We start from the raw sequence: 26494 nt of genomic DNA, 5'->3' as shown, positions 1-26494 counted from the left end.
GAACCCGGCTCGCTCACGCCGCTCATTCAATGGACTCCCTGATGCGCTGGGCGCCACGAAGACGCGCGGGCGCGGCCCGGCGGTTCTCGGCGACCTCTTCCTCGGTGGGAAGTTCGGCACCGCGCGTGAGCAGCTTGAGCCGGGGCTGGTACTGCTCGGGCACCACCGGCAGGCCGGGCGGCGCGGTGGAGGCGGCGCCGGCCGCGAACACCTGCTTGACCAGACGGTCTTCGAGCGAGTGGTACGACAGCACGGCGATCCGTCCGCCGACCGCGAGGGCCTCGACGGCGGCCGGTACCGCCCGTTCCAGCACCGCCAGTTCGCCGTTGACCTCGATGCGCAGCGCCTGGAAGGTGCGCTTGGCCGGGTTGCCGCCGGTGCGCTTGGCGGCCTGCGGCAGCGCGTCCCGGATCAGCTCGACGAGCCGGGCGCTGTTGCTGAACGGCTCCTTCTCCCGCTCCCTGACGATCGCCGACACGATCCGCTTGGCCTGCTTCTCCTCGCCGTACTGGAAGAGGATGCGGACGAGGTCGCCGGCCGGGTAGGTGTTGAGGACCTCGGCGGCGCTGATGCCGGTGGTCTGGTCCATCCGCATGTCCAGCGGGGCGTCCTGGGCGTAGGCGAAGCCGCGGCCGGCCTCGTCGAGCTGCATGGAGGAGACGCCGAGGTCGAACAGGACGCCCTGCACGCGTGGGATGCGCAGCCGTTCGAGCACGTCGGGCAGCTCGTCGTAGACGGCGTGCACCAGGGTGGCGCGGTCACCGAAGGGGGCGAGCCGCTCGCCGGACAGGCGCAGCGCCTCCGGGTCGCGGTCCAGGGCGACCAGGCGGGCCTCGGGGAAGCGGGTCAGCAGCGCCTCGCTGTGCCCGCCGAGGCCGAGGGTGCAGTCGACGACCACGCTGCCCGGTGCCTCCAGGGCGGGCGCCAGCAGGTCCAGACACCGCTGGAGCATCACCGGGACGTGTCGACTCTGGCTCAAGAGGGCCTCTCAGTTCCGGCGCGGGGGACGCACCGCCGGGTCCCCGCCCGCTCGGTACGCGCGCCGCGCACGTGGGGAGACGGCCCGGACGCCGTGCCGGGGTCTCCAGGGGATTTCACCAGCGGGGAGGGCCTCGCCTCCCGCTTCGCGTCACTTTAGTCCACCGTGTCGCCCGGTCAATCAACCGGCCTGCGCGGCGCGTACCGGCATGCCGGAGGGGCCGCGATTGGCACGGAATCACTCGTACGGACCCGGTTTGCCCTCCCTGTGGGTTAGCTCACAACAAGCCACGATGACGTTCTTTGTCCCCTCTCACAGGAGGCCGTGCACACGCGTGACCAGTAACGTCGTGACTATGACGACTTCCGCAGCAGTTCCCACTGGATCCGAAGGCGCCATAAGCACCGGCGACACCGTGACCGACCGCCTGGTCGACGCCAACCGGACGTATGCCGACGCCTTCACCGACCCCGGCATGGACGCCCGCCCCGTGCTGCACGTGGCCGTGGTGTCCTGCATGGACGCGCGCATCGACCTGCACAAGGCCCTCGGGCTGCAGCTCGGCGACTGTCACACCATCCGCAACGCCGGCGGCGTGGTCACCGACGACGTGATCCGCTCCCTCACCATCAGCCAGCGCAAGCTCGGCACCCGCAGCATCGTCCTCATCCACCACACCAACTGCGGCCTGGAGTCCCTCACCGAGGAGTTCCGCTCCGAGCTGGAGATGGAGGTCGGCCAGCGTCCGCCGTGGGCGGTGGAGTCCTTCCGGGACGTCGACCAGGACGTACGGCAGTCCATGCAGCGCGTGCGCACCTCGCCGTTCCTGCTGCACACGGACGACGTGCGCGGCTTCGTCTTCGACGTCCGCACGGGCCTGCTCCGCGAGGTCGACCCGGCCTGACCGCCGCGGCACGGCCACCGTGAACCACGTCCCTCCGGTGCGACGGACCGCCCCCGGCTCCCGTCGCACCGCCCGTCCACCCCGGGAACACCCCGCCGAAAGCTGTCGGCCCGCTGTCGAATAGACGGTTGAAAAGCCGTAAGACCGACATAGTGCGGGCAGTTGTCCACAGGCGAGTGACACGAATCGGTAACGGCAGCAAGAATGCGGTGTGGGGCGTCACGCGGAACCATTCACGCGTGGTGTCCGTGATTCGGGGTGGGCCGGAGATGCGAGTCGAAGCACCGGCCCGGGCAAAAACGGGCCGAGGAGGGCCGGGTGACGACCTATGACGATCGAGCGAGCCTCACTGATCTGACCGCCACTGTGGAGCGCGTCCGCAGTTCGGTGGAGGGAGTGATCGAGGGCAAGCCCGAGGTCGTACGGCTTTCGCTGACCGTGCTGCTCGCCGAGGGGCATCTTCTGATCGAGGACGTCCCGGGCGTGGGCAAGACGATGCTGGCGAAGGCGCTGGCGCGGTCCATCGACTGCACGGTGCGGCGTATCCAGTTCACGCCCGACCTGCTGCCGTCGGACATCACCGGTGTGTCCATCTGGGACCAGCAGCGCCGGGACTTCGAGTTCAAACCGGGTGCGATCTTCGCCCAGATCGTGATCGGCGACGAGATCAACCGCGCCTCCCCGAAGACCCAGTCCGCGCTGCTGGAGTCGATGGAGGAGCGACAGGTCACCATCGACGGGCAGACCTATGAACTGCCCAGCCCTTTCATGGTGGTCGCGACCCAGAACCCGGTCGAGATGGAGGGCACCTACCCGCTCCCCGAGGCCCAGCGCGACCGTTTCATGGCCCGCGTCTCGGTCGGCTACCCGAGCGTGGAGGCCGAGTTGCAGATGCTCGACGTGCACGGCGCGGTCAACCCGCTGGACGACCTCCAGCCGGTGGCGCACGCCCATGACGTCGTGAAGCTGATCGAGGCCGTGCGCGGGGTCCACGTCGCCGAACCGGTCCGCCGGTACGCGGTGGAGCTGGTCGCCGCCACCCGCACCCACCCCGACCTCAGACTCGGCGCCTCCCCGCGCGCGACGCTGCACCTGCTGCGCGCCGCGAAGGCGTCCGCGGCCCTGAGCGGCCGGGAGTACGCCCTGCCGGACGACGTGCAGGCGCTCGCCGTCGCGGTCCTCGCGCACCGGCTGCTGCCCACCGCCCAGGCCCAGCTCAACCGGCGCACCTCGGAGCAGGTGGTCCAGGAGATCCTGCAGTCCACCCCGGTCCCGGCGGGGCCCCAGCAGCAGGCCGGCTTCGGCGGTCTGGGCCGGGGTGTGCCGGCGTATCCCCAGCAGCCCCCGCGGAGTCTGTGATGGGCGCCCCGGCGGAGGCCGACCGCGGGGAGCCGGGCGGGATCCGCACGGCCCTGGCCGGGCTGACCACCCGTGGCCGCTCCTTCCTCGCGGCCGGCATCGCGGCGGTGGTCTGCGCGTACGTCCTCGGGCAGCCGGATCTGCGCCGGGTCGGCCTGCTGCTGGCCGTGCTGCCGCTGATCTGCGCGACCGTGCTCTACCGCACCCGCTACCGGGTGGCCGGCAGCCGCCGGCTCTCCCCCGCGCGGGTACCCGCCGGCAGCGAGGCCCGGGTCCACCTGCGGATGGACAACGTCTCGCGGCTGCCCACCGGCCTGCTGATGCTCCAGGACCGGGTGCCCTACGTGCTGGGTCCGCGTCCCCGCTTCGTCCTGGACCGGGTGGAGCCGGGCGGCCGCCGCGAGGTCTCCTACCGGGTCCGCTCGGACCTGCGGGGCCGCTATCCCCTGGGCCCGCTGCAGCTGCGCCTGACCGACCCGTTCGGGATGTGCGAACTGACCCGCTCCTTCTCGACGTTCGACACCCTGACCGTCATCCCGAAGGTGGAGCCGCTGCCGCCGATCCGGCTCAGCGGCGAGGCCAAGGGGTACGGTGACGGACGGCAGCGCTCACTGGCCCTGGCCGGCGAGGACGACGTGATCCCGCGCGGCTACCGCTACGGCGACGACCTGCGCCGCGTGCACTGGCGTTCCACCGCCCGCTACGGCGAGCTGATGGTGCGCCGCGAGGAGCAGCCGCAGCGGGCCCGCTGCACGGTCCTGCTGGACACCCGGGGGCTCGCCTACGAGGGCGCGGGCCCCGACTCGGCGTTCGAGTGGGCGGTCTCCGGTGCCGCCTCCGTCCTGGTCCACATGCTCGAACGCGGCTTCTCGGTACGGCTGTTGACGGACACCGGCAGCTCGGTGCCCGGTGAGGGCGCCGACGGCTTCGCGGGCTCCCAGGAGTCGGCGGACGCGGCCGGGCTGATGATGGACACCCTGGCCGTGGTCGACCACTCGGACGGCGCGGGCCTGTCCCGGGCCTACGACGTGCTGCGCGGCGGGAACGAGGGGCTGCTGATGGCCTTCCTCGGCGATCTCGACGAGGAACAGGCCGCGGTGGTCGCGAAGATGCGCCGGCGCAGCGGCGGCGCCGTCGCCTTCGTGCTGGACCCGGACACCTGGGTGCGGGAGCCCACCGACGTACCCCCGCCGGGCCACGCCCCCGGGCAGCGGTTGCGGATGCTGCGCGAGGCCGGCTGGACGGCCGTCGGCGTGCCGCGCGGCGCCTCGCTCGCCGAGCTGTGGCGGCAGGCCGACCGGGAGCGTTCCTCGGTGGCCGCGGTGAGCGGGGAGGCACGGTGATGAGCGGACGGGCCCGGCTGGCCCTGACCGCGGCGGCGGCGACGCTGATGGCGTCCTGCGCCCTGCTGCCCCTGGTCTCCCCGAAGACCTGGCTGTTCCAGGCGGCGTTCCTGGTCGCGATCCAGACGGGTGTGGGCGCCGCCGCCCGGCGGGTGCCGCTGGCCCGGCCGCTGACGGTGGCCGCGCAGGCCCTGGCCGGTCTGCTGATGCTGACCCTGGTGTTCGCCCGTGGCCACGCGATCCTCGGGGTGGTCCCGGGCCCGGACACCTTCCGCCACTTCGCCGACCTGCTCCAGCAGGGCTCCGAGGACGTCAGCCGCTATGCGATACCCGCGCCGCTCTCCGACGGCATCCGGCTGATGGTGGTCGGCGGGGTACTGGTCGTCGGGCTGGTCGTGGACGCCCTGGCGGTGACCTTCCGCAGCGCGGCGCCGGCCGGGCTGCCGCTGCTCGCGCTGTACTCGGTGGCGGCGGGGCTGTCCGACGGTCCGGGCGACTGGCTGTGGTTCCTGGTGGCGGCGGCCGGCTACCTGATGCTGCTGCTCGCCGAGGGCCGGGACCGGCTCTCCCAGTGGGGCCGGGTGTTCGGCGGGGTCTCCCGGGCCCCGGGCGGCCCGGAGAGCGGTGCGGTGGCCCCGGTGCGCACCGGGCGCCGGATCGGCTTCGCGGTGCTGGGCGTGGCCCTGTTCGTGCCCTTCGCGATGCCGTCGATCGAGGGCGGCCTGCTGGCCGGCGCCGGCGCCGGGGTCGGCGTGGGCAACGGGAACGGCGGCACGATCTCCGCGGTCAATCCGCTGGTGTCGCTGCGCGACAGCCTCAACGTGGACGAGGACCGGCAGGTGCTGTCCGTCAGGACCACCAGCGACGACGTCTCCGACCTGTATCTGCGGATCGTCTCCCTGGACGACTTCGACGGCACCACCTGGAAGCCCGCCGAGCGGCACATCACCGGGGTGCCGGACACGTTCCCGACCCCGGCCGGCCTGAGCGGCGACGTCAAGCGCACGACGGTGCGGACCTCGATATCGGCCGCCGACTGGTACGCCCAGGACTGGCTGCCGATGCCGTATCCGCCGAGCGGCGTGAAGGTGGCCGGCACCTGGCGCTACGAGCCGGTCGGCATGACCCTGGTCGGCGACCACGGGCAGAACACGCGCGGGGAGACCTACCAGGTGACCAGCCTGGACGTGCAGCCGACGGCGGAGCAGCTGGCGGCGGCCCCGGAGCCGCCGCCGGCGCTGAAGAAGGAGTACACCGAGGTCCCCTCGTCGCTGCCGTCGGTGGTGGCGCGGACGGCCAGGGAGATCACCGCCGGCTCGTCCAGCCACTACGAGGAGGCGGTCAAGCTCCAGGACTACTTCGCGGTGACCGGCGGCTTCCAGTACGACACCCAGGTGGCGGTCGGCCGGGGCGAGGGCGCGATCGCGAACTTCCTGCGGCAGAAACGCGGCTTCTGCGTGCACTTCTCGTTCGCGATGGCCGCGATGGCCCGGACGCTGGGCATCCCGGCCCGGGTCGCGGTGGGCTTCGCACCGGGCACCCCGCAGTCCGACGGCACGGTGTCGGTGGGACTGAAGGACGCGCACGCCTGGCCCGAGCTGTACTTCGAGGGGGTGGGCTGGACCCGCTTCGAGCCGACCCCGACGCGGGGCACGACGCCGTCGTACACGGTGTCGGACACCCCCGGCTCGTCCGTGCCGAACGAGGCGCTGCCGTCCCAGGGCGCCTCGGCCGCGCCGTCCGCCTCGGCGTCGCAGAGCGCGGGCTGCACGCCCCAGCTGCGCAAGCAGGACGTCTGCGCGAGTCCGTCGGCCGCCGGCACGGTGCGGCGGAGCGGCGGCGGGCCGCCGTGGTGGCAGCTGGCGCTGTGGGCGCTGGCCGGGTTCGCCGTGCTGGTGGCGCCGCTGTCGCCGATGCTGTACCGGCGGCGGGTGCGGGCCCGGCGGCTGGGGGCCCATGACCGGACCCCCGCGGGGGTGGCGGCCCACACGCTGGCGGTCTGGCAGGAACTGACCGACACCGTCTGGGACTTCGGCATCGCCCCGGACGACTCGCAGACCCCGCGCGGCACCGCCGCCCGGATCGTCGGGCTGGGCCGTCTCGACCCGGTCGCCGCGGAGTCGGTGCACCGGGTGGCGGAAGCGGTGGAGCAGGTGCTGTACGCGCCGCGGCCACGGCTGACGGCGGGTCTCGCGGACGACGTCCGCAGGGTGTCGGCCGCGTTCGACAGCACGGCCACAGGCGCCGTACGGCTGCGGGCGCTGCTCGCTCCGCGGTCGTCCGTGCGCCTGCTGTGGGCGGCGTCGGCCTGGTGGGCCGGGCTGCGGGAGCGGCTGGCGGCCGCCCGTCCGGCGCTGCGGAAGCCGTCGGGGCAGCAGGGCTGACGGCGGGCGGGGACGACTGAGGGGTGACCGCCCGTGGCGGTCACCCCTCAGTCAGGTTCTGTGCGGCCTGTCGGCGAGTCCCTCACTGGCCCTGTTCGTCGCGGCGCCGCTGCCAGCGCTCCTCGATGCGGTCCATCACGGACCGCTTGGGCCGGACCTGGTGGCGCACCGGGCCGCCCGCGGGCTGCTCACCGGGCTTGGGAGCCTTGCGCCAGCCGGTGACGGCGAGCACCGCGCAGCCCAGCATGACGAGGAAGCCCACCACGCTGACCCAGATCTGCTGTGCGACCATGCCGGCCATGAGGAGCGCGATACCCACGAGGAAGCCGGCCACCGCCTGGTAGACCCGTCGCCGGGTGTACGTCCGCAGGCCGTTCCCCTCAAGCGCTGTCGCGAACTTGGGGTCTTCGGCGTACAGCGCTCGCTCCATCTGCTCAAGCATTCGCTGCTCGTGCTCCGAGAGCGGCACGGCGTCCTCCTCATCGTGCAGTCGCCGGGGCGACCCGGGGGGTCCCTTCAGGATAGGCAGGGAATCGCCCCCGTGAAACCCGCCCCTCTAGGCCAATTGGCCAACCGGAACCCGCCATGGCGGTCTCGGCTCGCTGAGGCTTCCATTCCCCAGCTACCGGCCCGTCATGCCGGGTGGTCTCCCTCGATCATACGGCGCAAACCCCTCGATCGGGCGGCCTGTGGCGTACTCCATCCGCCGCCGCGGCCCTGATCAGCGGGGTCGTCCCAGGAGATGCTCAGGTACCGTCCGCACCCGGCGTCTCGCCGAGGACGTGGAGCTGGGTGGCGAGGGCCCGGAAGGCGGGCAGCTCGGCGGCGGCCGCCTCCAGCCTGAGCAGGGCGTCGAGGGCACCGGGCTCGGTGTCCACCAGGACGCCGGGGACCAGGTCGGCGAAGACCCGCACGCCGTGCACGGCGGTCACGGCCAGCCCGGCGCCCTCGACCAGGCCGGTGAGCTGCTCGGCGGTGAAGCGGCGGGGCATGGGGTCGCCGCTGCCCCAGCGGCCGTCGGGGTCGTCGAGGGCCTGCTTGGCCTCGGTGAAGTGGCCGGCGAGGGCCCGGGCGACCACGGCTCCGCCGAGCCCGGCCGCGAGCAGGCTCAGGGCACCCTCGGAGCGCAGCGCGGCCACCGTGTTGCGCACGCCCTCGGCCGGGTCGTCGACGTGCTCCAGGACGCCGTGGCAGAGCACCACGTCGTGACCGCCGCGTTCGACCACGTCGAACAGGCCGAGGACGTCGCCCTGGACGCCTCTGACGCGGTCGGCGACGCCGGCCTCGGCGGCCCGGCGCTCCAGGGCGAACAGCGCGTTGGGGCTGGGGTCGACGACGGTGACGCGGTGCCCGAGGCGGGCGAGGGGGACGGCGAAGTTGCCGCTGCCGCCGCCGGTGTCGAGGACGTCCAGGGTGTCCCGGCCGGTGGCCTTGACCCGGCGGTCGAGGGCCTCCTGGAGGACCTCCCAGACCACGGCGGTACGGAGAGAAGCGCGGGGTCGTGTGGGGTCCGGCACGGCAGTTGACTCCTCGGCGCGGCACCGCCTGCTGCCCGGCGGCGCGAACTCGGTGCCTCCCCGGCCCGGGCGCGGGCGGAGGGAAGGCTTCAGGCTCTCTCCACCCTATTGCCTCCGCCGCCTCGCCTGGTCATCCCGCGTCGGGCAGCTCCCTTCCCGGCCGCGCCGTGCCGCCGTCCGGCCGCTCGTCCTCCTGGCGGCGCGGCTGGGGCAGCACCGGCTGCAGGACGAGCATCCGCTCGACGATGCGGACGAACATCCCGACGTCACGTATCAGGTCGTCGGCGTCGCGGCGGCCGGCCGCGCCCTGGATGCCGGCCTCGGCGCGGGCGCGGCGGGCGGCGCCCGAGGCGAACAGGGCGCTCCACTCGGTGAGCTCGGGGGCGACCTCGGGCAGCACCTCCCAGGCGCTGCGGATGCGGGGACGGCGCCGGGGCGAGGTCTCCGGCCGGGCCCGGGCGGCGAGCACGGCGGCGGCGGTGCGCAGGGCGGCCAGGTGGGCCGTCGCGTAGCGCTCGTTGGGGGTGTCGAGCAGTTCGGCCTCGTCGAGGGCGGCGCGGGCCTGGGCGAGCAGGTCGAGGGCGGCGGGCGGGGCCGTGGCCCGGCGGAGCACGGGGTGCACGTCGCTCGCCGGGCCGGTCAGTGAGGGGGCAGGGCCGGTGGCGCGGCGCCGGTGGGCGGCGGCTGACGAGTTGGCCATGACGAACCTCCTGTCGTCTGGGTGACGGCTCCCTCACACGGGGTGCCGTATGTGCCCATCGTGCGGTATGCCACTGACAATCCGTTCTGACCTGGGCTTTTGCTTCGCTCGTGGGTTCGGGGTAGTTTTTGTACTGACCAGTCAGTTCAAAAGACGAGCGATACGGAAGACACGGAGAAGGGGGTACCCGTGCACGGCGTGTCAGTCACAGCCGAGGGCCTCGGAGTGAAAGGCCCGCGGGGCTGGGCGTTCCGAGGGGTCACGGTGGACGCTGGGCCCGGGGCGCTGATCGCGGTGGAGGGGCCGTCCGGTTCCGGCCGGACCTGTCTGCTGCTGGCGCTCACCGGCCGGATGAAGGCCACCGAGGGCACCGCGACCGTCGGTGAGGCCCGGCTCCCCAAGCAGCTCGCGGCCGTCCGCCGGATCAGCGCGGTGGCCAACGTCGCCGGGGTGACCGACCTGGAACCGGCCCTGACCGTCGGCGAGCACCTGCGCGAACGGGCCCTGCTCCAGCGCCGGTTCGGCGACTCGCTGCGCGATCTGCTGCGGCCGCGCGCGGAGCGGGCGGCGCGCGCGGGGCAGCGGATCGACGACGCCCTGGCCGCCGCCGGGCTCGACCTGGAGGCACTGCCCAAGGGCGCCAGGACCGCCGTACGGGACCTGGAGCGGATCGAGGCGCTGCGGCTGTCTGTGGCGCTGGCGCTGATCGCGAAGCCCCGGCTGCTCGCCGTGGACGACGCGGACCTGAAGCTGTCGCAGGCCGAACGGGCCGAGGTGCAGACGCTGTTGGCGTCGATCGCCGAGTCCGGGACGACGGTCCTGGCGGTGTGCGGGGAGGCGATGACGGGGGCCGTCGTCGTCCGCACCGGGGCCGCCGTCCGGGAACAGGAGACCGAGGCGGCCCAGGCGCCGGAAGGCGCCGGAACCGGGGAGGAGGCCGACGATGCGTTCGCCGCGACTGGCCGCGCTTGAGCTCAGGCGCTTCGGGCGCGGGCGGCTGCCGCGCGCGGCCCTGGTGGCCCTGCTGGTGCTGCCGCTGCTGTACGGGGGGCTGTACCTGTGGTCGTTCTGGGATCCGTACGGGCACCTGGACCGCATCCCGGTGGCGCTCGTCAACGACGACAAGGGAGCGACGGCCGACGGCCGGAGGATCAGCGCGGGTGACGACATCGTGGCCGGGCTGCGGGACAGCGACACCTTCGACTGGCACGAGGTGAACGCCGCCGACGCCCGCCGGGGTGTCGAGGACGGCACGTACTACCTGTCGCTGACCATGCCGTCCGACTTCAGCGCGCGGGTCGCCTCCAGCGCGGGGAACGCCCCGGAGACCGGCGCGCTCCAGGTGCGCACGAACGACGCCAACAACTACATCGTCGGGCAGATCTCCCGCACGGTCTTCAACGAGGTGCGCTCGGCCGCGTCCGCCAAGGCGTCCCGGTCCTTCCTGGACCGGATCTTCATCTCGTTCGCGGACATCCACGGGCAGACCGAGAAGGCCGCCGAGGGCGCCGACACGCTCACCGGGGGCATCGGGAAGGCCGAGAAGGGCTCGAAGGACCTCGCGGACGGCCTGAAGGACGCGAAGACGGGCAGCGGCAAGCTCGTCGGGGGCATCGAGAAGCTGGACGCGGGCGCCGGCAAGCTGGAGACGGGCTCGCGGCAGGTCGCGAACGGCACCCAGCAGCTCGCGGACCAGGTCGACGGCGTCTACGCCAAGGTCGGCCCGTACCTGAGGTACAACGAGAAGACCATCGGCGACACCGCCCGGCTGGTCGCCGACTCCGCCGGGGCCGTCCGCGACAACCTGGGCGTCCTGGTGAGGACCGCGCCCGCGGCCGACAGGACGGCGCACGCCGCCGCCGACACCCTGGACCAGGTCTACCGGACCCGCTGCCCGGCGCAGCCGCTCACCGACCCGGCCTGCCCCGACCTGAAGAAGGCCAGGGACGCGGCCCACGACGTGGCCGACGTCGCCGACGACCTCGACACCCTGATCGCCGACCAGCACGGCGACCTGAAGACGCTCGACAGGAACCTCGGCACGCTGCAGACGCAGGCGCGGGCACTGGCCGACCGTGCGCCGCACCTCTCCGAGGACGTCGCCGACGCCGTCAAGAAGATCGACAAGCTGAACGAGGGCGCCGCCCAGGTGGCCGCGGGCGCCGCGAAACTGCACACCGGCCTCGGCACCGCCACCACCGGCGCCACCGGTCTGGACGCGGGCATCGGCAAGCTGGAGACCGGTGCGGACGACCTGAGCGGCGGGATGTACAAGCTCGTCGACGGCTCCGGCAAGCTGGCCGGCGGACTGCACGACGGCGCGGGCAAGATCCCCGACTACGACAAGAAGGACCGCGACCGGCGCACCGGGGTCATGGCGGACCCGGTCCAGCTCGCCTCCCACGACCTGCACAAGGCGACCAACTACGGCACCGGGTTCGCCCCGTACTTCATCCCGCTGTCCCTGTGGGTCGGCGCGATGGTCGCCTACATGCTGATCCCGCCCCTCAACCGGCGTGCCCTGGCGGCCGGTTCGGCGGCCTGGCGGATCGCGCTGGCGGGCTGGCTGCCGGTGGTCGCGATCGGGGTGCTGCAGACGGCCGCCCTGATGGCCGTGCTGCACTGGGCGATCGGGCTCCAGATGGTCCGCGCGGCCGGCACGGTCGGGTTCCTGTTCCTGGTGGCGGCCTGTTTCGCGGCGATCGTGCAGTGGCTCAACGCGCGCTTCGGGGCGGCCGGACGGATCCTCGTCCTCGCCCTGCTGATGGTCCAGCTGACGTCCGCGGGCGGCACGTACCCCGTGCAGACCAGCCCCGGTTTCTTCAACGCCGTCCACCCGTTCCTGCCGATGAGCTATGTCGTGGCGGCGCTGCGCAGGCTGATCACGGGCGGCGGGCTCGGGCCGGTGTGGCAGGCCTGCGCGGTCCTCGCGGCGTTCACCGCCGGGGCGCTCGCGCTCACCGCCCTGTCGGCCCGGCGCCGCCAGGTGTGGACGCTGGACCGGCTGCATCCCGAACTGAGTCTGTGAGGACCCTCATGACCTCCTCCTCCGTACCCGCCGGGGCCGGCGTTCCTGTGAGAATCAGGAGCATGGAAAGCAGCAGCACCACGGGCGGCGGCACGCGCCGTGAGGCCACCCGGCAGAAGCTCTACGAGGCCGCCGTCACACTCATCGCCGAACAGGGCTTCTCCGCCACCACGGTGGACGAGATCGCCGAGCGGGCCGGCGTCGCGAAGGGCACGGTGTACTACAACTTCGCGAGCAAGTCGGTCCTCTTCGAGGAGCTGCTGCGGCACGGCGTGGGCCTCCTGACCGCCTCGTTGCGGGAGGCCGCCGAGCGGACCGCGCGGGAGGGCGGCAGCCGGGTCGACGCCCTGGACGCGATGGTCCGCGCGGGCCTCGTCTTCATCGACCGCTACCCCGCCTTCACCCAGCTCTACGTGGCCGAGCTGTGGCGCACCAACCGGGCCTGGCAGTCCACCCTGATGGTGGTCAGGCAGCAGGCCGTCGCGGTCGTCGAGGGGGTGCTGCGCGAGGGGGTGGAGAACGGCGAGTTCAGCGACGAGATCGACGTCCAGCTGACGGCGGCGGCGCTGGTCGGGATGGTGCTGGTCGCGGCCCTCGACTGGAAGTCCTTCCAGCCCGAGCGTTCCCTGGACGACGTCCACGCGGCGCTGTCCCGGCTGCTCCAGGGACGGGTCAGCGGGAAGGGCTGAGCCCTTCCCGCCTCCCGTGCGCCCCCGTCGTCCCCCGGGTCTCCTCTCCCCCGTGTCTCGCTTCCGCCGACGCGGATCGGCGGAAGGAGCGGTCGGGGGCGCCGGCCGTTCCGCCGCCCCGTGTCGGCGGTGCCGGACCCGCGCCCCTTCTCCGTGCCTCCACTCTCCCGTCGGCACAGGTCGCGGCCCATCCGCGCGGGTACTCAACTCGCCGCCTGAGTACGCGTACTCAGCGGTGCGCACCCGGACCCGGGACGGGCGGCCGCACAGTGGTTACGATCACGTCCGTGTCGGTACTCCCCTTGGTCTTCACCAGCGGCTGGGCCAGCGGCGTCAACGCGTACGCGGTGGTGCTGCTGCTCGGTGTCTTCGGCGCGACCGGCCTGAGCGAGGACGTCCCCGGGACGCTGCAGCGCCCCGAGGTGCTGATCGTCGCGGGCGTGCTGTTCCTGTGCGAGGCGGTCGCCGACAAGATCCCGTACGTGGACTCGGTGTGGGACTCCGTGCACACGGTGGTCCGGCCGGTGGCGGGCGCCTGGGTCGGCGCGCTGCTCGCCGGACACAGCGGCTCGGTCAACGACGTGGTGGCCGGGCTGGTCGGCGGTTCCACGGCCCTGGCCAGCCACACCGTCAAGGCCGGGACGCGGATGGCGGTCAACGCCTCCCCCGAACCGTTCAGCAACATCGTGCTCAGCCTGGCGGAGGATCTCGGGGTCGGCGCGATCGTGGCGTTCGCGATGTTCCACCCGCTGGCGGCGGCGATCGTCGCGGCGGTGCTGCTGGCCGCCGGCCTGACCGTGCTGGTGTTCCTGGTCTCCCGGATCCGGCGGTTCCGGCGGCGCCGTGCCGAGCGCCGGGCGCAGCGGCGGCCCGCCGCGCAGGAGGCCCCGCCACCCGGCTGACGGCCCGCCGGAGGGGACTGTCGGTGGTGGTCGATAAAGTCGCGGGCATGGGACGGATTGCGGTGATCGGCGCCGGCATGGGCGCCATGGCGGCGGCCGCCCGGCTGGCCGTCGCGGGCCACCGGGTGACGGTGTACGAGCGCACGGAGACGTACGGCGGTGCGGTGCGCCGGTTCGAGCGCGACGGGTTCGCCTTCGACACCGGCCCCGCGCTGCTGCCGCTGCCCGCCGTGTACCGCGACCTGTTCGTCAAGACCGGCAAGGAGCCGCTGGAGGACTGCGTCGAGCTGGTCCAGGTCGACCCGTCGGCCCGGCACGTCTTCGCGGACGGCACGGTGGTGTCCCTGCCGAACGCGTCCCGCGCGGGGGTCGTCGGCGCCCTCGACGAGGCCCTGGGCTCCGGCGTCGGGCAGCGCTGGGGCGACTTCCTGGTGCGGGCCCGGGAGGCCTGGGACCGCACCCGGCGTCCGCTCCTGGAGGAGCCGCTGTGGCCGAACTGGCAGGTGCTGGCCGACCGCGAGCCGTACCCGTCGGTCCCGCACAAGAAGCTGCTGCGTACCCGCCGGGCGGCCACGCTCGCCGAGATCGGCGCCTGGGAGCTGCGCGACGAACGGCTGGAGGCCCTCCTGGGCTGGCATGCCCTCGCGTACGGCCTGGACCCGCGCAGCACTCCGGCGAGCGCCGCCGTGCTGCCGTACCTGGAGCACGCCTTCGGGACCTGGTACGTGCGCGGCGGCATGAGGGAGTTGGCGCGTGCGGTGTACGAGCGGTGCCTGAAGCGGCGGGTCGAGTTCGTCTTCGGCGCCGAGGTCACCGCGGTGCCGGTGAAAGACGGCCGCGCGGCGGGGGTGGAGCTGGCGGACGGGCGGGTGGCCGACGCCGACCATGTGGTCGCCGGGGTGAACCCCGTCCGGCTGGCCGCCCTCACCGGTTCGGCGCCGGGGCGTCTCGACGCCGACGCGGACGTGCGTGCCGACGTCGGCACGGTACGCCCGGTCCGCTTCAGCGTGCTGCTCGCGCTGCGGGGCGGGCGCGAGGCCGGTGCCGCGCACCGCACCGTCGTGCACGCGCCGGACGACCAGACCGAGTTGGACCTGCTGGTCGCGCCCGGCGGGGACCGGCCGGTGCGTCCGACCGTGACCGTGCTGCGGCCCGGCGACCCGGCGCTCGCGCCGGACGGCGACCACGAGTCCGTGGTGCTGTCGGCGGTGCTGTCGGGCGACGCGGGCTGGGAGCGGGAGAGCACGGCCCGGACCTACACGGACCTCCTCCTCGAAGCCGCCGAGCCCGCCGTGCCGGACCTGCGGGAGCGGCTGCTCTGGCAGGAGGCCCGGGCGCCGGAACCGGGCGCCCCGGGCTCCGGCGGGATCTCCGCACCCGCCCTGGCGGCGGGCCGGGGCCGCTTCCTGCACCCGGCCAACACCACCCGGCTGCCGGGCCTGTACCGGGTGGGCGAGTGGGCGCATCCGGGCGGCGGGCTGCCGCACTCGGGCATGTCGGGGGCGCTGGTGGCCGGGCTGATCGTGGAGGGACCGGAGTTCCGCGGCTCCCAGTGAGGGGAGCGGGCCGGGGCCGGGGGCTCAGAAACGGTACTGCTCGTCGTACCCGGTGCCGGGCCGGGCCTGCTGCTGCGCCTGGCCGTCGCCCTGGTAGGGGTACTGCTGCTCCTGCGGGAGTTCCCCGCCGAAGGTCTCGTCGGCGCGCTGCTGCGGGACCCAGACACCGCCCGCCGGGGTCTCGCCGTAGCCGCCGGTCCCGTACTGGCCCTGGGCGTAGCCCTGCTGGTCGTACTGCTGGGTGCCGTACGACGGGTCGTACCCGGCGTCGCCGTAGGTCTGGTTGCCGATGTACGGGTCGGAGTAGTTGGCGTACTGCTGCTGGCCGTTCACGTCGTAGCCGTACTGCTGCTGGCCGTAGCCCGAGTAGTCGTAGGCGTAGTTCTGGTCGGTGCCCTCGGCGGCGTAGCCCTGGTCCTGGCCCGCGGTCGCGTAGGCGGCCTGCTGGTCGCCGGTCGCGGCGTGGCCGGAGTCGCGGTACACGCCGTAGGAGCCGGTGTCGTCGGGCATCGGCTGTGGCTCGTACACCGCCGTGGACTCGGCGGCGGTCGGCTCGGTGGAGCGGGGACCCGGGGTGAAGACGTCGTCGTAGTCGTCGTCGCGGTAGGCGGGGGTGGCGCCGGTGGCGTGGCCGGCCTGCTGCTCGGCGTAGGCGGCGTCGGCGGCGTCCGGGTCGGTGGCCTCCAGGCCGGGGTTCTCGTCCGGTTCGCCGCGGCGGCGCTTGGTCAGGCCGAGGGTGAGGCCCCCGCCGTCACCGTCCGTGTCGGGGCGCTTGACCGCCCAGCCGGCCTCGAAGCCGCGGCGGAACGACAGCGTGACGTAGGTCTGGCCGACCGCGAAGGCGATCGCGCCCACGCCGATGACGATCACGGACGGGATCAGGACACCGAGGACGACGCCGAGGAAGCCCGCGAAGGCGAGCAGCCGCCAGCGCAGCCGCGCCTTGTACTGCAGCAGTACCTCGCCGAGCAACCACAGTGCGACGATGCCGAACGCTACGTAGAGGACCGTCCAGCCCATGTACGCCCCTCTCCCAGTGCCCGCTACGCAGTGTGTCGTACACCGGTGCGGCCGGTCTAGGCCTGCGGGGGATGGTGCAGGCCCAGGTTCTCGTAGATCTCCAGGGTGGCCGTGGAGTTGTTGAGCGTGATGAAGTGCAGTCCGGGCACTCCCTCGGCGAGCAGCCGAGCGCAGAACTCCGTGGCGAATTCGATGCCAATGGAGCGTACCGCCGCCGGATCGTCTTTCGCTGTGAGGATCCGCTCTTTCAGGGCGTCCGGGAAGACGGCGTTGCTGAGTTTGGGCAACCGTTCCAGCATCTTCACACTGGTGACGGGCAGGATTTCCGGAATCACCGGGGTCCGGCAGCCGGCCGCTTCGACCCGGTCGCGGAGCCGGAGGTACGACTCGGGCTGGAAGAACATCTGCGTGATGGCGTAGTCGGCGCCCGCGCGGCACTTGTCGACGAAGTACCGGACGTCGGTGTCCCAGTCGTCGGAGCGCGGGTGCATCTCGGGGAAGGCGGCGACGCCCACGCAGAAGTCACCCGACTCCTTGATGAGCCGGACGAGTTCGGCCGCGTAGGTCAGCCCCTGCGGGTGCGCCACCCACTGCCCCATCGGGTCGCCGGGCGGGTCGCCGCGCACGGCGAGCATGTTGCGGATCCCGGCGTCCGCGTACTGGCCGATGATGTTGCGCAGCTCGGCGAGCGAGTGGTCGACCGCGGTGAGGTGGGCGACCGGGGTGAGGGTGGTGTCGGCGACGATCTGCTGGGTCTCCTTGACGGTGCCCGCGCGGGTGGACCCGCCGGCGCCGTAGGTCACGGAGACGAAGTCGGGGGCGACCGCCTCGACCCGCCGGAGCGCGCTCCACAGGTTCCGCTCGCCCTTGGGGGTCTTCGGCGCCGAGAACTCGAAGGAGTACGTGGTCTTGCCGCTGGCGAGCATGTCGCGCACGGTGCGTGCGCGGTCAGTCCTGGTGGACGCGGTTCCTAGGGCCATACCCGCAGGTTAGTCAGGGGCGGACGGACACCCAACCAGACTCGGGACATTTGCCCGAATTGCCGACCCTGCGTCCGAATACTGGACAGGTTTTCGGACATCACGGCCCAGTGGGGCTCCCGGAGCCGGTCACGCCGAGTGGAGGCGCTTGGCGAACTCGGCCGCCGCCGCGCCCGGGTCGTCGGCCGCGGTGAGCGCGCGGACGACCACCACGCGGCGGGCGCCCGCCTCCAGCACCTGGTCGAGGTTGCCCAGGTCGATGCCGCCGATGGCGAACCAGGGGCGCTCGGTGCCCAGGGCCGCGGTGTACCGCACCAGGTCGAGCCCCGGGGCAGGCCGGCCGGGCTTGGTGGGGGTGGGCCAGCAGGGGCCGGTGCAGAAGTAGTCCACGCCGTCCTGGACGGCCGCCGCGGCGGCCTCCGCCTCGGTGTGCGTGGAGCGGCCGACGAGGACGTCCGGGCCGAGGATCGCGCGGGCGGCCGCGACCGGCAGGTCGCCCTGGCCGAGGTGGAGCACGTCGGCGTCGGCGGCGTGGGCCACGTCGGCGCGGTCGTTGACCGCGAGCAGCTTGCCGTGCCGGGCGCAGGCCTCGGCCAGGACGGCGAGGTGCGCCAGCTCCTCGGCGGCCTCCATGCCCTTGTCCCGCAGCTGCACGACGTCGACACCGCCCGCCAGCACCGCGTCCAGGAACTCGGCGAGGTCGCCCTGCTCCTTCCGGGCGTCCGTGCACAGGTAGAGGCGGGCGTCGGCCAGCCGGGCGCGGGCGGTGTCGGTCATCGTCGGGTCCCCCGTGGTGTCGTTGCCGGTTGCCGGTCGCTCAGACGGCGAGCGCCTGGGCGCGACGCTTCACCTCCGTGCCGCGATTCTCGCTGAGCGCCTGCGCGGGGGTGCCGGGCAGGGTCTCGTCCGGGGTGAAGAGCCACTCCAGCATCTCTTCGTCGTTGAAGCCGTCGTCCCGCAGCAGCGTCAGGGTGCCGGCCAGGCCCTTGACGACCTTGTTCCCGTCGATGAAGGCGGCGGGGACGTGCAGTGCCCTGTTCTCACCGCGGCGGACGGCGATGAGCTGGCCCTCCTTGACCAGCTGCCGCACGCGGGTCACCTCGACGTCGAGCATCTCCGCGATGTCGGGGAGGGTGAGCCAGGCGGGGACGAGAGCATCGATGTTTGCGTCAATCTCGGTCACGGGTCCAGGGTAGGCGCTCCGCCGGGTGGGGTGCGATCGGTAGTCGTCCGGGTGCGGCACGGTCGTGGCGTGTCGCGCCCACGTGGCGGAGCCGCACACGTCACGGTCCCGCGCCCCTAACGGGGCGCTGCGGTCGCGTCTTTCAAGGGGCGGGCGGGGTCTGACAGGGCCTCCGGGGCCATTCGGGTGCCCGCCTCGATCAGCCGTCGCCCTTGTGCCAGGTCCCGGGGGCGGCCCACCGCGAGGAGGGCTGCCAGGCGGTCGTCGCGCAGCCAGCAGACGCTCCAGGCCGGGCCCGTCGGGTCACCGCGCCAGACCATCCGGTCGGCGGACGCGTGGTGGCCCGCGTACTGGACGAAGCGGCCGAACTGCTCGGACCAGAAGTACGGCACCGGGTCGTAGACGGCGTCGGACTCGCCGAGGATGTTGGCGGCGACCGTGCGCGGGCCCTGGAGGGCGTTGTCCCAGTGGTGGATCAGCAGGCGTTCGCCGTAGCGGCCGGACGGGAAGGACGCGCAGTCGCCGACGGCGTAGACGTCCGGCGCGCCGGTGCGCAGGCGGTCGTCGGCGACCACGTCGCCGTGGGCGCCCAGTTCGATGCCGGAGCCGGCCAGCCAGCCGGTGGCGGGGCGGGCGCCGATGCCGACCACGACGGCGCCCGCGGGGACCCGCGCGCCGTCGTCGAGGACCACCGCGCCGGGTTCGACGCGCGCCACGCGCGCGTGCGTGCGCAGTTCGGTGCCGCTCTCGGCGTACCAGGCGGTCATCGGCGCGGCGACGTCGGCGGGCAGGGCTCCCGCGAGCGGCAGGCCGGCGGCCTCCACGACGGTCACCGCGCAGCCGGCGGCACGCGCGGCGGTGGCGAACTCGGCGCCGATCCAGCCCGCGCCGACCACCACGATGTCGTGCTGCCGGGCGAGCACCGGCCGCAGCCGCTCGGCGTCGTCCAGGGTGCGCAGCAGGTGGACGCCGGGCACCCCCTCGGTGCCGGGCAGCCTGATCGGCTCGGCGCCGGTCGCGAGCACCAGGACGTCGTACGGCACCGGTCCCGCCTCGGTGTCCAGCTCGTGGTCGGCGGTGCGCACGCCGACCGCCTCGCGGCCCAGCGCCAGCTCGATGCCGAGCGCCTCGAAGTCGACCTCGAAGGCCGAGCCCTCCGCCTTGCCGAGCAGCACGGCCTTGGAGAGCGGCGGCCGGTCGTACGGCTGGTGCGGCTCGGCGCCGATCAGCGTGACCGTGCCGGTGAAACCCCGCTCGCGCAGGGCGACGGCGGTCTGCACCCCGGCCATGCCCGCGCCCACGACGACCACGCGCCGCTCCTGTGACGTGCCCTGTCGCTGCGTCTGCCCGCTCACCTGATCACCATGGACAAGAACGATAGACAACTGACAAAGAGTCAGTCAGGGGGCATGCCGCGTGACCTGTTGCACAGCGCCCGGCGAGGGCGTCCTTACCGCGCCGGACGACTCGGGCTAGGGTGGCGGACGTACAAGCACACGCGGGAGCCCGGACGTACCGGGCTGAGAGGGAGGCTGGCGGCCTCCGACCGTACGAACCTGATCCGGGTCATGCCGGCGAAGGGAGGGGCTGGACGCCCATGTCCTCACGTACGTCCGACGTCCTCGTCATCGGGGGCGGGATCATCGGCCTGGTCACGGCCTGGCGGGCGGCGCAGCGCGGGCTCGCCACCACCGTGGTCGACCCGGCGCCCGGCGGCGGGGCCGCGCAGGTCGCGGCGGGGATGCTGGCCGCGGTCACCGAGCTGCACCACGGCGAGCAGACCCTGCTGGGGCTCAACCTGGCCTCCGCCCGCCGTTATCCCGGCTTCGCCGCCGAGCTGACCGAGCTGACCGGCCAGGACCTCGGCTACCGGCGCTGCGGCACGCTCGCGGTCGCCCTCGACGCCGACGACCGCGCCCACCTGCGGGAACTGCACGCCCTGCAGCGGCAGTCGGGGCTGGACTCGGAGTGGCTGTCCGGGCGGGAGTGCCGGCGCCTGGAGCCGATGCTGGCGCCCGGGGTGCGCGGCGGGCTGCGGGTAGACGGCGACCACCAGATCGACCCGCGGCGGCTGGCCGCCGCCCTGGTCACGGCGTGCGAGCGGGCCGGGGTGGCCTTCCACCGCGACTGGGCCGAGCGGCTGGACGTCGTACGGGAGCGGGCGGCCGGCGTCGTCACGCGCGCGGGACGGACGCTGGGCGCCGGGCAGGTGGTGCTGGCGGGCGGGAGCCTGAGCGGGCGGCTGGCCGGGGTGCCCGACGACGTGCTGCCGCCGGTACGGCCCGTGAAGGGGCAGGTGCTGCGGCTGACGGTGCCCCCGCGCCACGCGCCGTTCCTCAGCCGGACCGTGCGGGCCGTGGTGCGCGGCGGCAGTGTCTACCTGGTGCCCAGGGAGAACGGCGAGCTGGTCGTCGGCGCGACCAGCGAGGAGCTGGGCTGGGACACGACCGTCACGGCGGGCGGTGTCTACGAGCTGCTGCGGGACGCCCACGAGCTGGTTCCCGGCATCACCGAACTGCCGCTGACCGAGACCCGGGCCGGGCTGCGCCCCGGCTCCCCCGACAACGCGCCGCTGCTCGGTCCGACCCGCCTCGACGGGCTGCTGCTCGCCACCGGGCACTACCGCAACGGGGTGCTGCTCACGCCGGTCACGGGGGACGTGATGGCGGAGCTGCTGGCCGGCGGCGAGCCGCCCGCGGAGGCCCGTCCGTTCTCGCCGCGGCGCTTCGGCCCCGTTCTCGACGTACTCGTGGAGCAGACCGCATGAACATCTCCGTCAACGGGGAGCGCCGGGAGATCGCCCCGGGCACCGCTCTCGACACGCTCGTGAAGTCCCTGACGGCCGCGCCGTCCGGGGTGGCCGCGGCCGTCAACGAGACCGTCGTACCGCGCGCGCAGTGGCCGGCGACGGGCCTCGCCGAGGGCGACCGGGTGGAAGTCCTGACCGCCGTGCAGGGAGGCTGAGCGCCGTGGCCGACGATCCGTTCGTGCTCGGGGGTACGACCTTCTCCTCCCGGTTGATCATGGGTACCGGGGGTGCGCCCAGCCTGGAGGTGCTGGAGCGGGCGCTCGTCGCGTCCGGGACGGAGCTGACCACGGTCGCGATGCGACGGGTGGATCCCGGGGTACGGGGTTCCGTGCTGTCGGTGCTCGAACGGCTGGGGGTCCGGGTGCTGCCGAACACGGCGGGGTGCTTCACCGCCGGGGAGGCGGTGCTGACCGCCCGGCTGGCGCGGGAGGCGCTGGGGACCTCGCTGGTGAAACTGGAGGTCATCGCCGACGAGCGGACGCTGCTGCCGGATCCGGTGGAGCTGCTGGACGCGGCGGAGACGCTGGTGGACGACGGGTTCACGGTGCTGCCGTACACCAACGACGATCCGGTGCTGGCGCGGCGGCTGGAGGACGTGGGGTGCGCGGCGGTGATGCCGCTGGGGTCGCCGATCGGGTCGGGGCTCGGGATCCGCAACCCGCACAACTTCCAGCTGATCGTGGAGCACGCGCGCGTGCCGGTGATCCTGGACGCGGGGGCCGGTACGGCGTCCGACGTGGCGCTCGCGATGGAGCTGGGGTGTGCGGGGGTGATGCTGGCGTCGGCCGTGACGCGGGCGCGGGATCCCGAGCGGATGGCCCTGGCCATGCGGGCCGGGGTGGAGGCGGGGCGGCTGGCCCGGCTGGCGGGGCGCATTCCCCGGCGCTACTTCGCCGAGGCGTCCTCTCCTGCGGAGGGCCTGGCGGTGCTCGACCCGGAGCGCCCGGCGTTCTGACCCCGGCCCGCTCCCGCCCCCGCTCTCCCGCCCACGCACCACCCGAAACCGTTCACCGAAAAGGTGAACCCCTCCCGCGGGGGCAAAGCACCGTCGGCGGCCGCGGACAGCGGGAGATCGAGGCGGCAGCGCCGCCTCGGGACCGGGGCGACCGGCGGCGGGGACGTCTCGGGGCGCGAGCGTCCCCGGACGGAGCGCCCCGGGGCGGGAGCATCCCGGATGGGGGCGTCCCGGGCGGGAGCGCCCGGGTGGCAGGGTGGGTCAGGGGCGGGTGAGTTCTGTGTTGGCTCGGTCCGTGATCAGGGTCAGGACGCGGCCCGCCGTCGCCAGGTCCTCCTTCGGGATGCCGGCGTACAGGTGGGCGGCGATCTTCGCGCTCTCGGCGGCGGTGCGCTCGTACAGCTCGCGGCCGGTGTCGGTGACGCGGAGCCGGGACGCGTCCGCCGCCAGCAGCTCCGCGGCCGTCAGCTCCTCGATCACGCCGTGCACGGTCGCCTCGTCGGTCTTCAGCGCGCCGGTGACCTGGGCGACGAGGTCGTCACGGCCGGCGGAGTCACCGGCGACCACGGCCGCGCGGAGCGTGACGCTCTGGTGGAAGGTGATGCCGTAGCGGGTCAGGACGCCCTCCAGGAGGGCGCGCGGGGCGTGGTGGGCCAGGGCGATGACGCGGGCGTCGAGGGTGGGTGCGGTGGTGGTCATGGCTGCTCCTTCTCGTGCTCGGTGTGCGGATCAAGAGGGGCGTCGAGCAGGGTCACCAGGTCCTGGGTGAGCTGTCGGGCGCGCGGGCCGTGCTGCCCCCCGAGCGGCTCCAGCATCTGGTCCAGCAGGCCCTGGACCACGGCGATCGCCCGCCGCGTGACAGCGCGCCCCTGCTCGGTGAGCGTCAGCTGCATGGCCCGCGGGTCGCCGGGGTCGCGGGTGCGGGCGAGGAGTCCGGCGGCCTCCAGGGCGCGGGCGAGCTTCGAGACGTACAGCGGCTCCAGTCCGGTGTGGTCGGCGAGGCGGCGCTGGCTGGGCCGCTCCCCGGTGCGGCTCATGCCGTACAGGGACGCCAGCACCGCGTACTGGGCGTGGGTCAGACCCAGCGGCGCGACCGCCCGGTCGACGGCCACCCGCCACTTCATCGACAGGCGCCAGACCAGGAATCCGGCCGTGGCGCCCTCGGCTGTCTCACTCATGGCAGATACAGTACATGGCTACTATATCCATGGCTACTGTTTTCGCCGGCGAGCGTCACAGCTCCGCTGCAGTCCGCCCGGGAAAGCGGTCTCACCAGTGGGGCGATCGGTGCGGGCTCGTACACTCACGGGGTGGATACGACCCTTCAGGACCCCCTTGTCGGGCAGGTGCTCGACGGCCGCTATCGCGTCGACGCGCGGATCGCCGTCGGCGGGATGGCCACGGTCTACCGGGCCCTGGACGTCCGGCTGGACCGCGTGCTCGCGCTGAAAGTGATGCACCCGGCCCTCGCCGCGGACGGGTCGTTCGTCGAGCGGTTCATCCGGGAGGCCAAGTCCGTCGCCCGGCTGGCCCACCCGAACGTGGTCCAGGTCTTCGACCAGGGCACCGACGGCACGTACGTGTACCTCGCGATGGAGTACATCGCCGGCTGCACCCTGCGGGACGTGCTGCGCGAGCGCGGCGCCCTGCAGCCGCGCGCCGCGCTGGACATCCTGGAGCCGGTGCTCGCCGCGCTGGGCGCCGCGCACCGGGCCGGCTTCGTGCACCGGGACATGAAGCCCGAGAACGTGCTGATAGGGGACGACGGCCGGGTCAAGGTCGCCGACTTCGGACTGGTCCGCTCCGTGGGCTCGGTCACCAGTACGACGGGGGCCGTCCTCGGGACCGTCGCCTACCTCGCGCCCGAGCAGGTCGAGCACGGGTCCGCCGATCCGCGCGTCGACGTGTACGCGTGCGGTGTGGTGCTCTACGAGATGCTCACCGGGGAGAAGCCGCACGACGGGGACTCGCCCGCGGTCGTCCTCTACAAGCACCTCCACGAGGACGTGCCGCGGCCGTCCGCCGCCGTACCGGGTCTCGCCCCCGAGCTGGACGAGCTGACCGCCCTCGGGACCGCCCGCGATCCCGGCGCCCGGCCGCACGACGCGGTCGCCCTGCTGGCGGTGGTGCTGGAGGCGCGGGCCGCGCTCACCGACGCGCAGCTGGACGCCGTGCCGCCGCAGGCGCTGGCGGCCGGGCACGACATCGCCGAGGACCGGACCAGTGTCATACCCCGGTCGCTCACGGTGCCCCGTCCGCTGCCGGTCGACGAGGACGCCGACGGCGTGCTGCGGACCAGCCGGTTCGAGGCGGAGCCGGTGCCGGAGCGGCGGCGCGGCGGGCGGCGCGCGCGACGCGGGCCGGTCGCGCTGGTCGTCGCCGTCCTGCTCGTCCTCGGTGTCGGCGCCGGCGTCTGGTACATCAACTCCGGGCAGTTCACCAGGGTCCCGCCGCTGCTGTCGAAGACCGAGGCGCAGGCCACCGCCCGGCTGAAGGGGGCGGGGCTCGACGTCAAGGCGGTCGAGCACGCCTACAGCGACACGGTGCGGCGGGGCACGGTGATCAGCACCGACCCGGCGGCGGGTGCGCGGATCCGCAGCAACGACTCGGTGACGCTCACCATCTCCGACGGTCCCGAGACCGTGAACGTGCCGGACGTGCAGGGCCGGACACTGGCCGGGGCCAGGGCGCTGCTGAAGGCGGACGGACTGGCGGCGGGCATGGTGACGCGGGAGTTCAGCGACAGCGTGCCCAAGGGCTCGGTGATCAGCACGGACCCGGGTGCCGGGAGCAAGCGGCACGCCGGGGCGGCGATCGCGCTCGTCGTCAGCAAGGGCTCGCCGGTCGACGTGCCGGACGTCACGGGCGACGACCTGGACGAGGCCCGCCAGGAGCTCCGGCAGGCCGGGCTGAAGGTCACGGTCTCCGCGACCGAGGTCAACTCCGAGTACGACCAGGGACAGGTCGCCCGGCAGACCCCGGCGGGTGACGCCCAGCTCGCGGAGGGCGACACGGTCACGCTGACGCTGTCCAAGGGCCCGGAGATGGTGGAGGTGCCGAACGTGGTCGGGGCCGGCGTGGACGACGCGGAGAAGCTGCTGGAGCAGTCCGGCTTCCAGGTCAAGGAGGACCGCGGGCTGCTCGGGCTGTTCGGGAACACGGTGAAGAAGCAGTCGGTGGCCGCCGGGGAGCAGGCGCCCAAGGGGTCGACGATCACGATCACCATCCGGTGACCGGAGGCTCGCGGCGGGCGTGACACCCTTGACGGGTGAACAGCCAGCCGTCCCGTCCCGCCGAGAACCCGCCGTCCGGCCCCGCCCGCAACCCCGTGGGCGGCCACGTGCCCGTCGCCGGCGGCCTGCACTCCGTGGGCCTGTCCTACGCCCGTGAGCTGCGGGCCGAGACCGTGCAGGTCTTCGTCGCCAACCCGCGCGGCTGGGCCACCCCGGCGGGCAGCCCCCGGCAGGACGAGGCGTTCCGCGCGGCCTGCGCCGAGGGCTCGATCCCGGCGTACGTGCACGCCCCCTACCTGATCAACTTCGGTTCGGGCACCGAGGCGACCGTGGAGAGGTCGGTGGAGTCGCTGCGGCACTCGCTGCGGCGCGGCCGGGAGATCGGGGCGCTCGGGGTCGTCGTGCACACCGGCAGCGCCACCGGCGGGCGGACCCGGGAGGTGGCGCTGAAACAGGTACGGACGCACCTGCTCCCGCTCCTCGACGAACTCACCGAGGACGACGACCCGTTCCTGCTCCTGGAGTCCACCGCCGGGCAGGGCGCCTCGCTCTGTTCCCGGACCTGGGACTTCGGGCCGTACTTCGAGGCGCTGGACGCCCACCCCAGGCTGGGCGTCTGCCTGGACACCTGCCACGTCTTCGCCGCCGGGCACGACCTGACCGGGCCGAGCGGGATGCACCGGACGCTGGACCTGCTGGTGGACACCGTCGGCGAGGGGCGGCTGAAACTGATCCACGCCAACGACTCCAAGGACGTCGTCGGCGCGCACAAGGACCGGCACGAGAACATCGGCGCCGGGCACATCGGCGAGGAGCCGTTCCGCGCGCTGCTGAACCACCCGGCGACCGCGGGCGTCCCGCTGATCATCGAGACGCCCGGTGGCAAGGAGGGGCACGCGGCCGACGTGGCACGCCTCAAGCGGCTCCGCGACGGCTGACGCCCCGCCGACCGG

General features: G+C 73.6%; 25 protein-coding genes and 1 riboswitch. Of the genes, 14 read left to right on the top strand and 11 right to left on the bottom strand.

Going from position 1 to position 26494, the window contains the following annotated elements:
• Positions 1-22: 22 nt before the first annotated feature.
• Positions 23-979, bottom strand: coding sequence for a 16S rRNA (cytosine(1402)-N(4))-methyltransferase RsmH (gene rsmH / locus AB0G52_RS13215; protein ID WP_132886272.1), 957 nt, complete (start codon positions 977-979; stop codon positions 23-25).
• Between the two features lie 355 nt (positions 980-1334).
• Here rsmH and AB0G52_RS13210 point away from each other — a divergent pair, with 355 nt between their 5' ends.
• The 4 genes from AB0G52_RS13210 (at position 1335) to AB0G52_RS13195 (ending at position 6969) form a co-directional block, all read left to right on the top strand.
• Complete coding sequence (locus tag AB0G52_RS13210) at positions 1335-1883, top strand: carbonic anhydrase (RefSeq protein ID WP_132886273.1); 549 nt, start codon at positions 1335-1337, stop codon at positions 1881-1883.
• A 318-nt stretch (positions 1884-2201) separates the two neighbouring features.
• The gene (locus tag AB0G52_RS13205) at positions 2202-3242 is read left to right on the top strand and encodes a MoxR family ATPase (protein ID WP_132886274.1); all 1041 of its coding nucleotides are present in this window, start codon (positions 2202-2204) and stop codon (positions 3240-3242) included.
• Positions 3242-4585 carry a DUF58 domain-containing protein gene (locus tag AB0G52_RS13200; protein ID WP_132886275.1) on the top strand — a complete coding sequence of 448 codons (1344 nt, stop codon included), beginning with the start codon at positions 3242-3244 and terminating at the stop codon, positions 4583-4585. The genes AB0G52_RS13205 and AB0G52_RS13200 overlap by 1 nt, the downstream gene beginning before the upstream one ends.
• On the top strand, positions 4585-6969 hold the full coding sequence (locus AB0G52_RS13195) for a DUF3488 and transglutaminase-like domain-containing protein (RefSeq protein ID WP_361336352.1): 2385 nt from the start codon (positions 4585-4587) through the stop codon (positions 6967-6969). Before AB0G52_RS13200 ends, AB0G52_RS13195 begins: the two co-directional genes overlap by 1 nt.
• Before the next feature lie 82 nt (positions 6970-7051).
• Here the strand turns inward: AB0G52_RS13195 and AB0G52_RS13190 are convergent, their stop codons facing one another.
• From AB0G52_RS13190 to AB0G52_RS13180, 3 genes are all read right to left on the bottom strand, one after another.
• Positions 7052-7438, bottom strand: a complete 387-nt coding sequence (locus AB0G52_RS13190; protein ID WP_132886277.1) for a DUF3040 domain-containing protein — start codon at positions 7436-7438, stop codon at positions 7052-7054.
• 277 nt (positions 7439-7715) lie between these two features.
• Positions 7716-8486, bottom strand: coding sequence for a methyltransferase (locus tag AB0G52_RS13185; RefSeq protein ID WP_132886278.1), 771 nt, complete (start codon positions 8484-8486; stop codon positions 7716-7718).
• Between the two features lie 130 nt (positions 8487-8616).
• A complete protein-coding gene (locus tag AB0G52_RS13180; RefSeq protein ID WP_132886279.1) occupies positions 8617-9186 on the bottom strand; it encodes an SAV_6107 family HEPN domain-containing protein in 570 nt (189 codons plus the stop codon).
• Positions 9187-9375: 189 nt separating this feature from the next.
• Between AB0G52_RS13180 and AB0G52_RS13175 the strand changes: the two genes are divergently transcribed.
• From AB0G52_RS13175 to AB0G52_RS13155, 5 genes are all read left to right on the top strand, one after another.
• Positions 9376-10158: an ATP-binding cassette domain-containing protein gene (locus tag AB0G52_RS13175; protein ID WP_132886280.1), complete on the top strand. Its 783-nt coding sequence runs from the start codon at positions 9376-9378 to the stop codon at positions 10156-10158.
• Positions 10130-12214: a YhgE/Pip domain-containing protein gene (locus AB0G52_RS13170; protein WP_361336349.1), complete on the top strand. Its 2085-nt coding sequence runs from the start codon at positions 10130-10132 to the stop codon at positions 12212-12214. Before AB0G52_RS13175 ends, AB0G52_RS13170 begins: the two co-directional genes overlap by 29 nt.
• Before the next feature lie 62 nt (positions 12215-12276).
• A complete protein-coding gene (locus AB0G52_RS13165; protein ID WP_132886282.1) occupies positions 12277-12903 on the top strand; it encodes a TetR/AcrR family transcriptional regulator in 627 nt (208 codons plus the stop codon).
• A gap of 287 nt (positions 12904-13190) precedes the next feature.
• Positions 13191-13805 (top strand): DUF4126 domain-containing protein, encoded by a 615-nt coding sequence (locus AB0G52_RS13160; protein WP_361336347.1) that lies wholly within the window; start codon positions 13191-13193, stop codon positions 13803-13805.
• 47 nt (positions 13806-13852) lie between these two features.
• Positions 13853-15361, top strand: coding sequence for an NAD(P)/FAD-dependent oxidoreductase (locus AB0G52_RS13155; RefSeq protein ID WP_361336345.1), 1509 nt, complete (start codon positions 13853-13855; stop codon positions 15359-15361).
• 24 nt (positions 15362-15385) lie between these two features.
• On the opposite strand, the gene AB0G52_RS13150 is transcribed toward AB0G52_RS13155, so the two are convergent.
• The 5 genes from AB0G52_RS13150 to AB0G52_RS13130 form a co-directional block, all read right to left on the bottom strand.
• A complete protein-coding gene (locus AB0G52_RS13150; RefSeq protein WP_361336343.1) occupies positions 15386-16381 on the bottom strand; it encodes a hypothetical protein in 996 nt (331 codons plus the stop codon).
• Between the two features lie 56 nt (positions 16382-16437).
• Positions 16438-17361, bottom strand: coding sequence for a methylenetetrahydrofolate reductase [NAD(P)H] (metF, locus tag AB0G52_RS13145; protein WP_132886285.1), 924 nt, complete (start codon positions 17359-17361; stop codon positions 16438-16440).
• A gap of 129 nt (positions 17362-17490) precedes the next feature.
• Positions 17491-18138: a thiamine phosphate synthase gene (gene thiE / locus AB0G52_RS13140; protein WP_361336340.1), complete on the bottom strand. Its 648-nt coding sequence runs from the start codon at positions 18136-18138 to the stop codon at positions 17491-17493.
• 40 nt (positions 18139-18178) lie between these two features.
• A complete protein-coding gene (locus AB0G52_RS13135) occupies positions 18179-18544 on the bottom strand; it encodes an Rv2175c family DNA-binding protein (RefSeq protein WP_132886287.1) in 366 nt (121 codons plus the stop codon).
• A 116-nt stretch (positions 18545-18660) separates the two neighbouring features.
• Complete coding sequence (locus tag AB0G52_RS13130) at positions 18661-19899, bottom strand: FAD-dependent oxidoreductase (RefSeq protein WP_361336338.1); 1239 nt, start codon at positions 19897-19899, stop codon at positions 18661-18663.
• A gap of 133 nt (positions 19900-20032) precedes the next feature.
• Positions 20033-20144: riboswitch (TPP riboswitch) on the top strand.
• Here AB0G52_RS13130 and thiO point away from each other — a divergent pair.
• The 3 genes from thiO to AB0G52_RS13115 all read left to right on the top strand — a co-directional run bounded on the left by thiO (position 20142) and on the right by AB0G52_RS13115 (position 22308).
• Positions 20142-21311, top strand: coding sequence for a glycine oxidase ThiO (thiO, locus tag AB0G52_RS13125; RefSeq protein ID WP_132886288.1), 1170 nt, complete (start codon positions 20142-20144; stop codon positions 21309-21311). It overlaps the preceding riboswitch by 3 nt.
• On the top strand, positions 21308-21508 hold the full coding sequence (gene thiS / locus AB0G52_RS13120) for a sulfur carrier protein ThiS (RefSeq protein WP_132886289.1): 201 nt from the start codon (positions 21308-21310) through the stop codon (positions 21506-21508). The genes thiO and thiS overlap by 4 nt, the downstream gene beginning before the upstream one ends.
• Positions 21509-21513: 5 nt before the next feature.
• Positions 21514-22308: a thiazole synthase gene (locus AB0G52_RS13115; protein WP_132886290.1), complete on the top strand. Its 795-nt coding sequence runs from the start codon at positions 21514-21516 to the stop codon at positions 22306-22308.
• A gap of 261 nt (positions 22309-22569) precedes the next feature.
• Here AB0G52_RS13115 and AB0G52_RS13110 read toward each other — a convergent pair whose 3' ends face one another.
• Positions 22570-23007, bottom strand: coding sequence for a MarR family transcriptional regulator (locus AB0G52_RS13110; RefSeq protein WP_361336335.1), 438 nt, complete (start codon positions 23005-23007; stop codon positions 22570-22572).
• On the bottom strand, positions 23004-23486 hold the full coding sequence (locus tag AB0G52_RS13105) for a MarR family transcriptional regulator (protein ID WP_132886292.1): 483 nt from the start codon (positions 23484-23486) through the stop codon (positions 23004-23006). The genes AB0G52_RS13110 and AB0G52_RS13105 overlap by 4 nt, the downstream gene beginning before the upstream one ends.
• 132 nt (positions 23487-23618) lie before the next feature.
• Here AB0G52_RS13105 and pknB point away from each other — a divergent pair, with 132 nt between their 5' ends.
• The gene (gene pknB, locus AB0G52_RS13100; RefSeq protein ID WP_361336333.1) at positions 23619-25541 is read left to right on the top strand and encodes a Stk1 family PASTA domain-containing Ser/Thr kinase; all 1923 of its coding nucleotides are present in this window, start codon (positions 23619-23621) and stop codon (positions 25539-25541) included.
• Positions 25542-25576: 35 nt separating this feature from the next.
• Complete coding sequence (locus AB0G52_RS13095; RefSeq protein ID WP_132886294.1) at positions 25577-26479, top strand: deoxyribonuclease IV; 903 nt, start codon at positions 25577-25579, stop codon at positions 26477-26479.
• Positions 26480-26494: the final 15 nt, after the last annotated feature.

It is taken from the genome of Streptomyces sp. NPDC021562, from assembly GCF_040640875.1.
Lineage (GTDB): Bacteria > Actinomycetota > Actinomycetes > Streptomycetales > Streptomycetaceae > Streptomyces.
This window is presented reverse-complemented; position numbering and strand designations above follow the sequence as displayed.

Coding starts and splice junctions, on each gene's coding strand:
- AB0G52_RS13210 (WP_132886273.1), top strand. CDS start 1,335: ATGACGACTTCCGCAGCAGTTCCCACTGGATCCGAAGGCGCCATAAGC.
- AB0G52_RS13200 (WP_132886275.1), top strand. CDS start 3,242: ATGGGCGCCCCGGCGGAGGCCGACCGCGGGGAGCCGGGCGGGATCCGC.
- AB0G52_RS13195 (WP_361336352.1), top strand. CDS start 4,585: ATGAGCGGACGGGCCCGGCTGGCCCTGACCGCGGCGGCGGCGACGCTG.
- AB0G52_RS13180 (WP_132886279.1), bottom strand. CDS start 9,186: ATGGCCAACTCGTCAGCCGCCGCCCACCGGCGCCGCGCCACCGGCCCT.
- AB0G52_RS13170 (WP_361336349.1), top strand. CDS start 10,130: ATGCGTTCGCCGCGACTGGCCGCGCTTGAGCTCAGGCGCTTCGGGCGC.
- AB0G52_RS13165 (WP_132886282.1), top strand. CDS start 12,277: ATGGAAAGCAGCAGCACCACGGGCGGCGGCACGCGCCGTGAGGCCACC.
- AB0G52_RS13155 (WP_361336345.1), top strand. CDS start 13,853: ATGGGACGGATTGCGGTGATCGGCGCCGGCATGGGCGCCATGGCGGCG.
- AB0G52_RS13150 (WP_361336343.1), bottom strand. CDS start 16,381: ATGGGCTGGACGGTCCTCTACGTAGCGTTCGGCATCGTCGCACTGTGG.
- metF (WP_132886285.1), bottom strand. CDS start 17,361: ATGGCCCTAGGAACCGCGTCCACCAGGACTGACCGCGCACGCACCGTG.
- thiE (WP_361336340.1), bottom strand. CDS start 18,138: ATGACCGACACCGCCCGCGCCCGGCTGGCCGACGCCCGCCTCTACCTG.
- thiO (WP_132886288.1), top strand. CDS start 20,142: ATGTCCTCACGTACGTCCGACGTCCTCGTCATCGGGGGCGGGATCATC.
- thiS (WP_132886289.1), top strand. CDS start 21,308: ATGAACATCTCCGTCAACGGGGAGCGCCGGGAGATCGCCCCGGGCACC.
- AB0G52_RS13110 (WP_361336335.1), bottom strand. CDS start 23,007: ATGACCACCACCGCACCCACCCTCGACGCCCGCGTCATCGCCCTGGCC.
- AB0G52_RS13105 (WP_132886292.1), bottom strand. CDS start 23,486: ATGAGTGAGACAGCCGAGGGCGCCACGGCCGGATTCCTGGTCTGGCGC.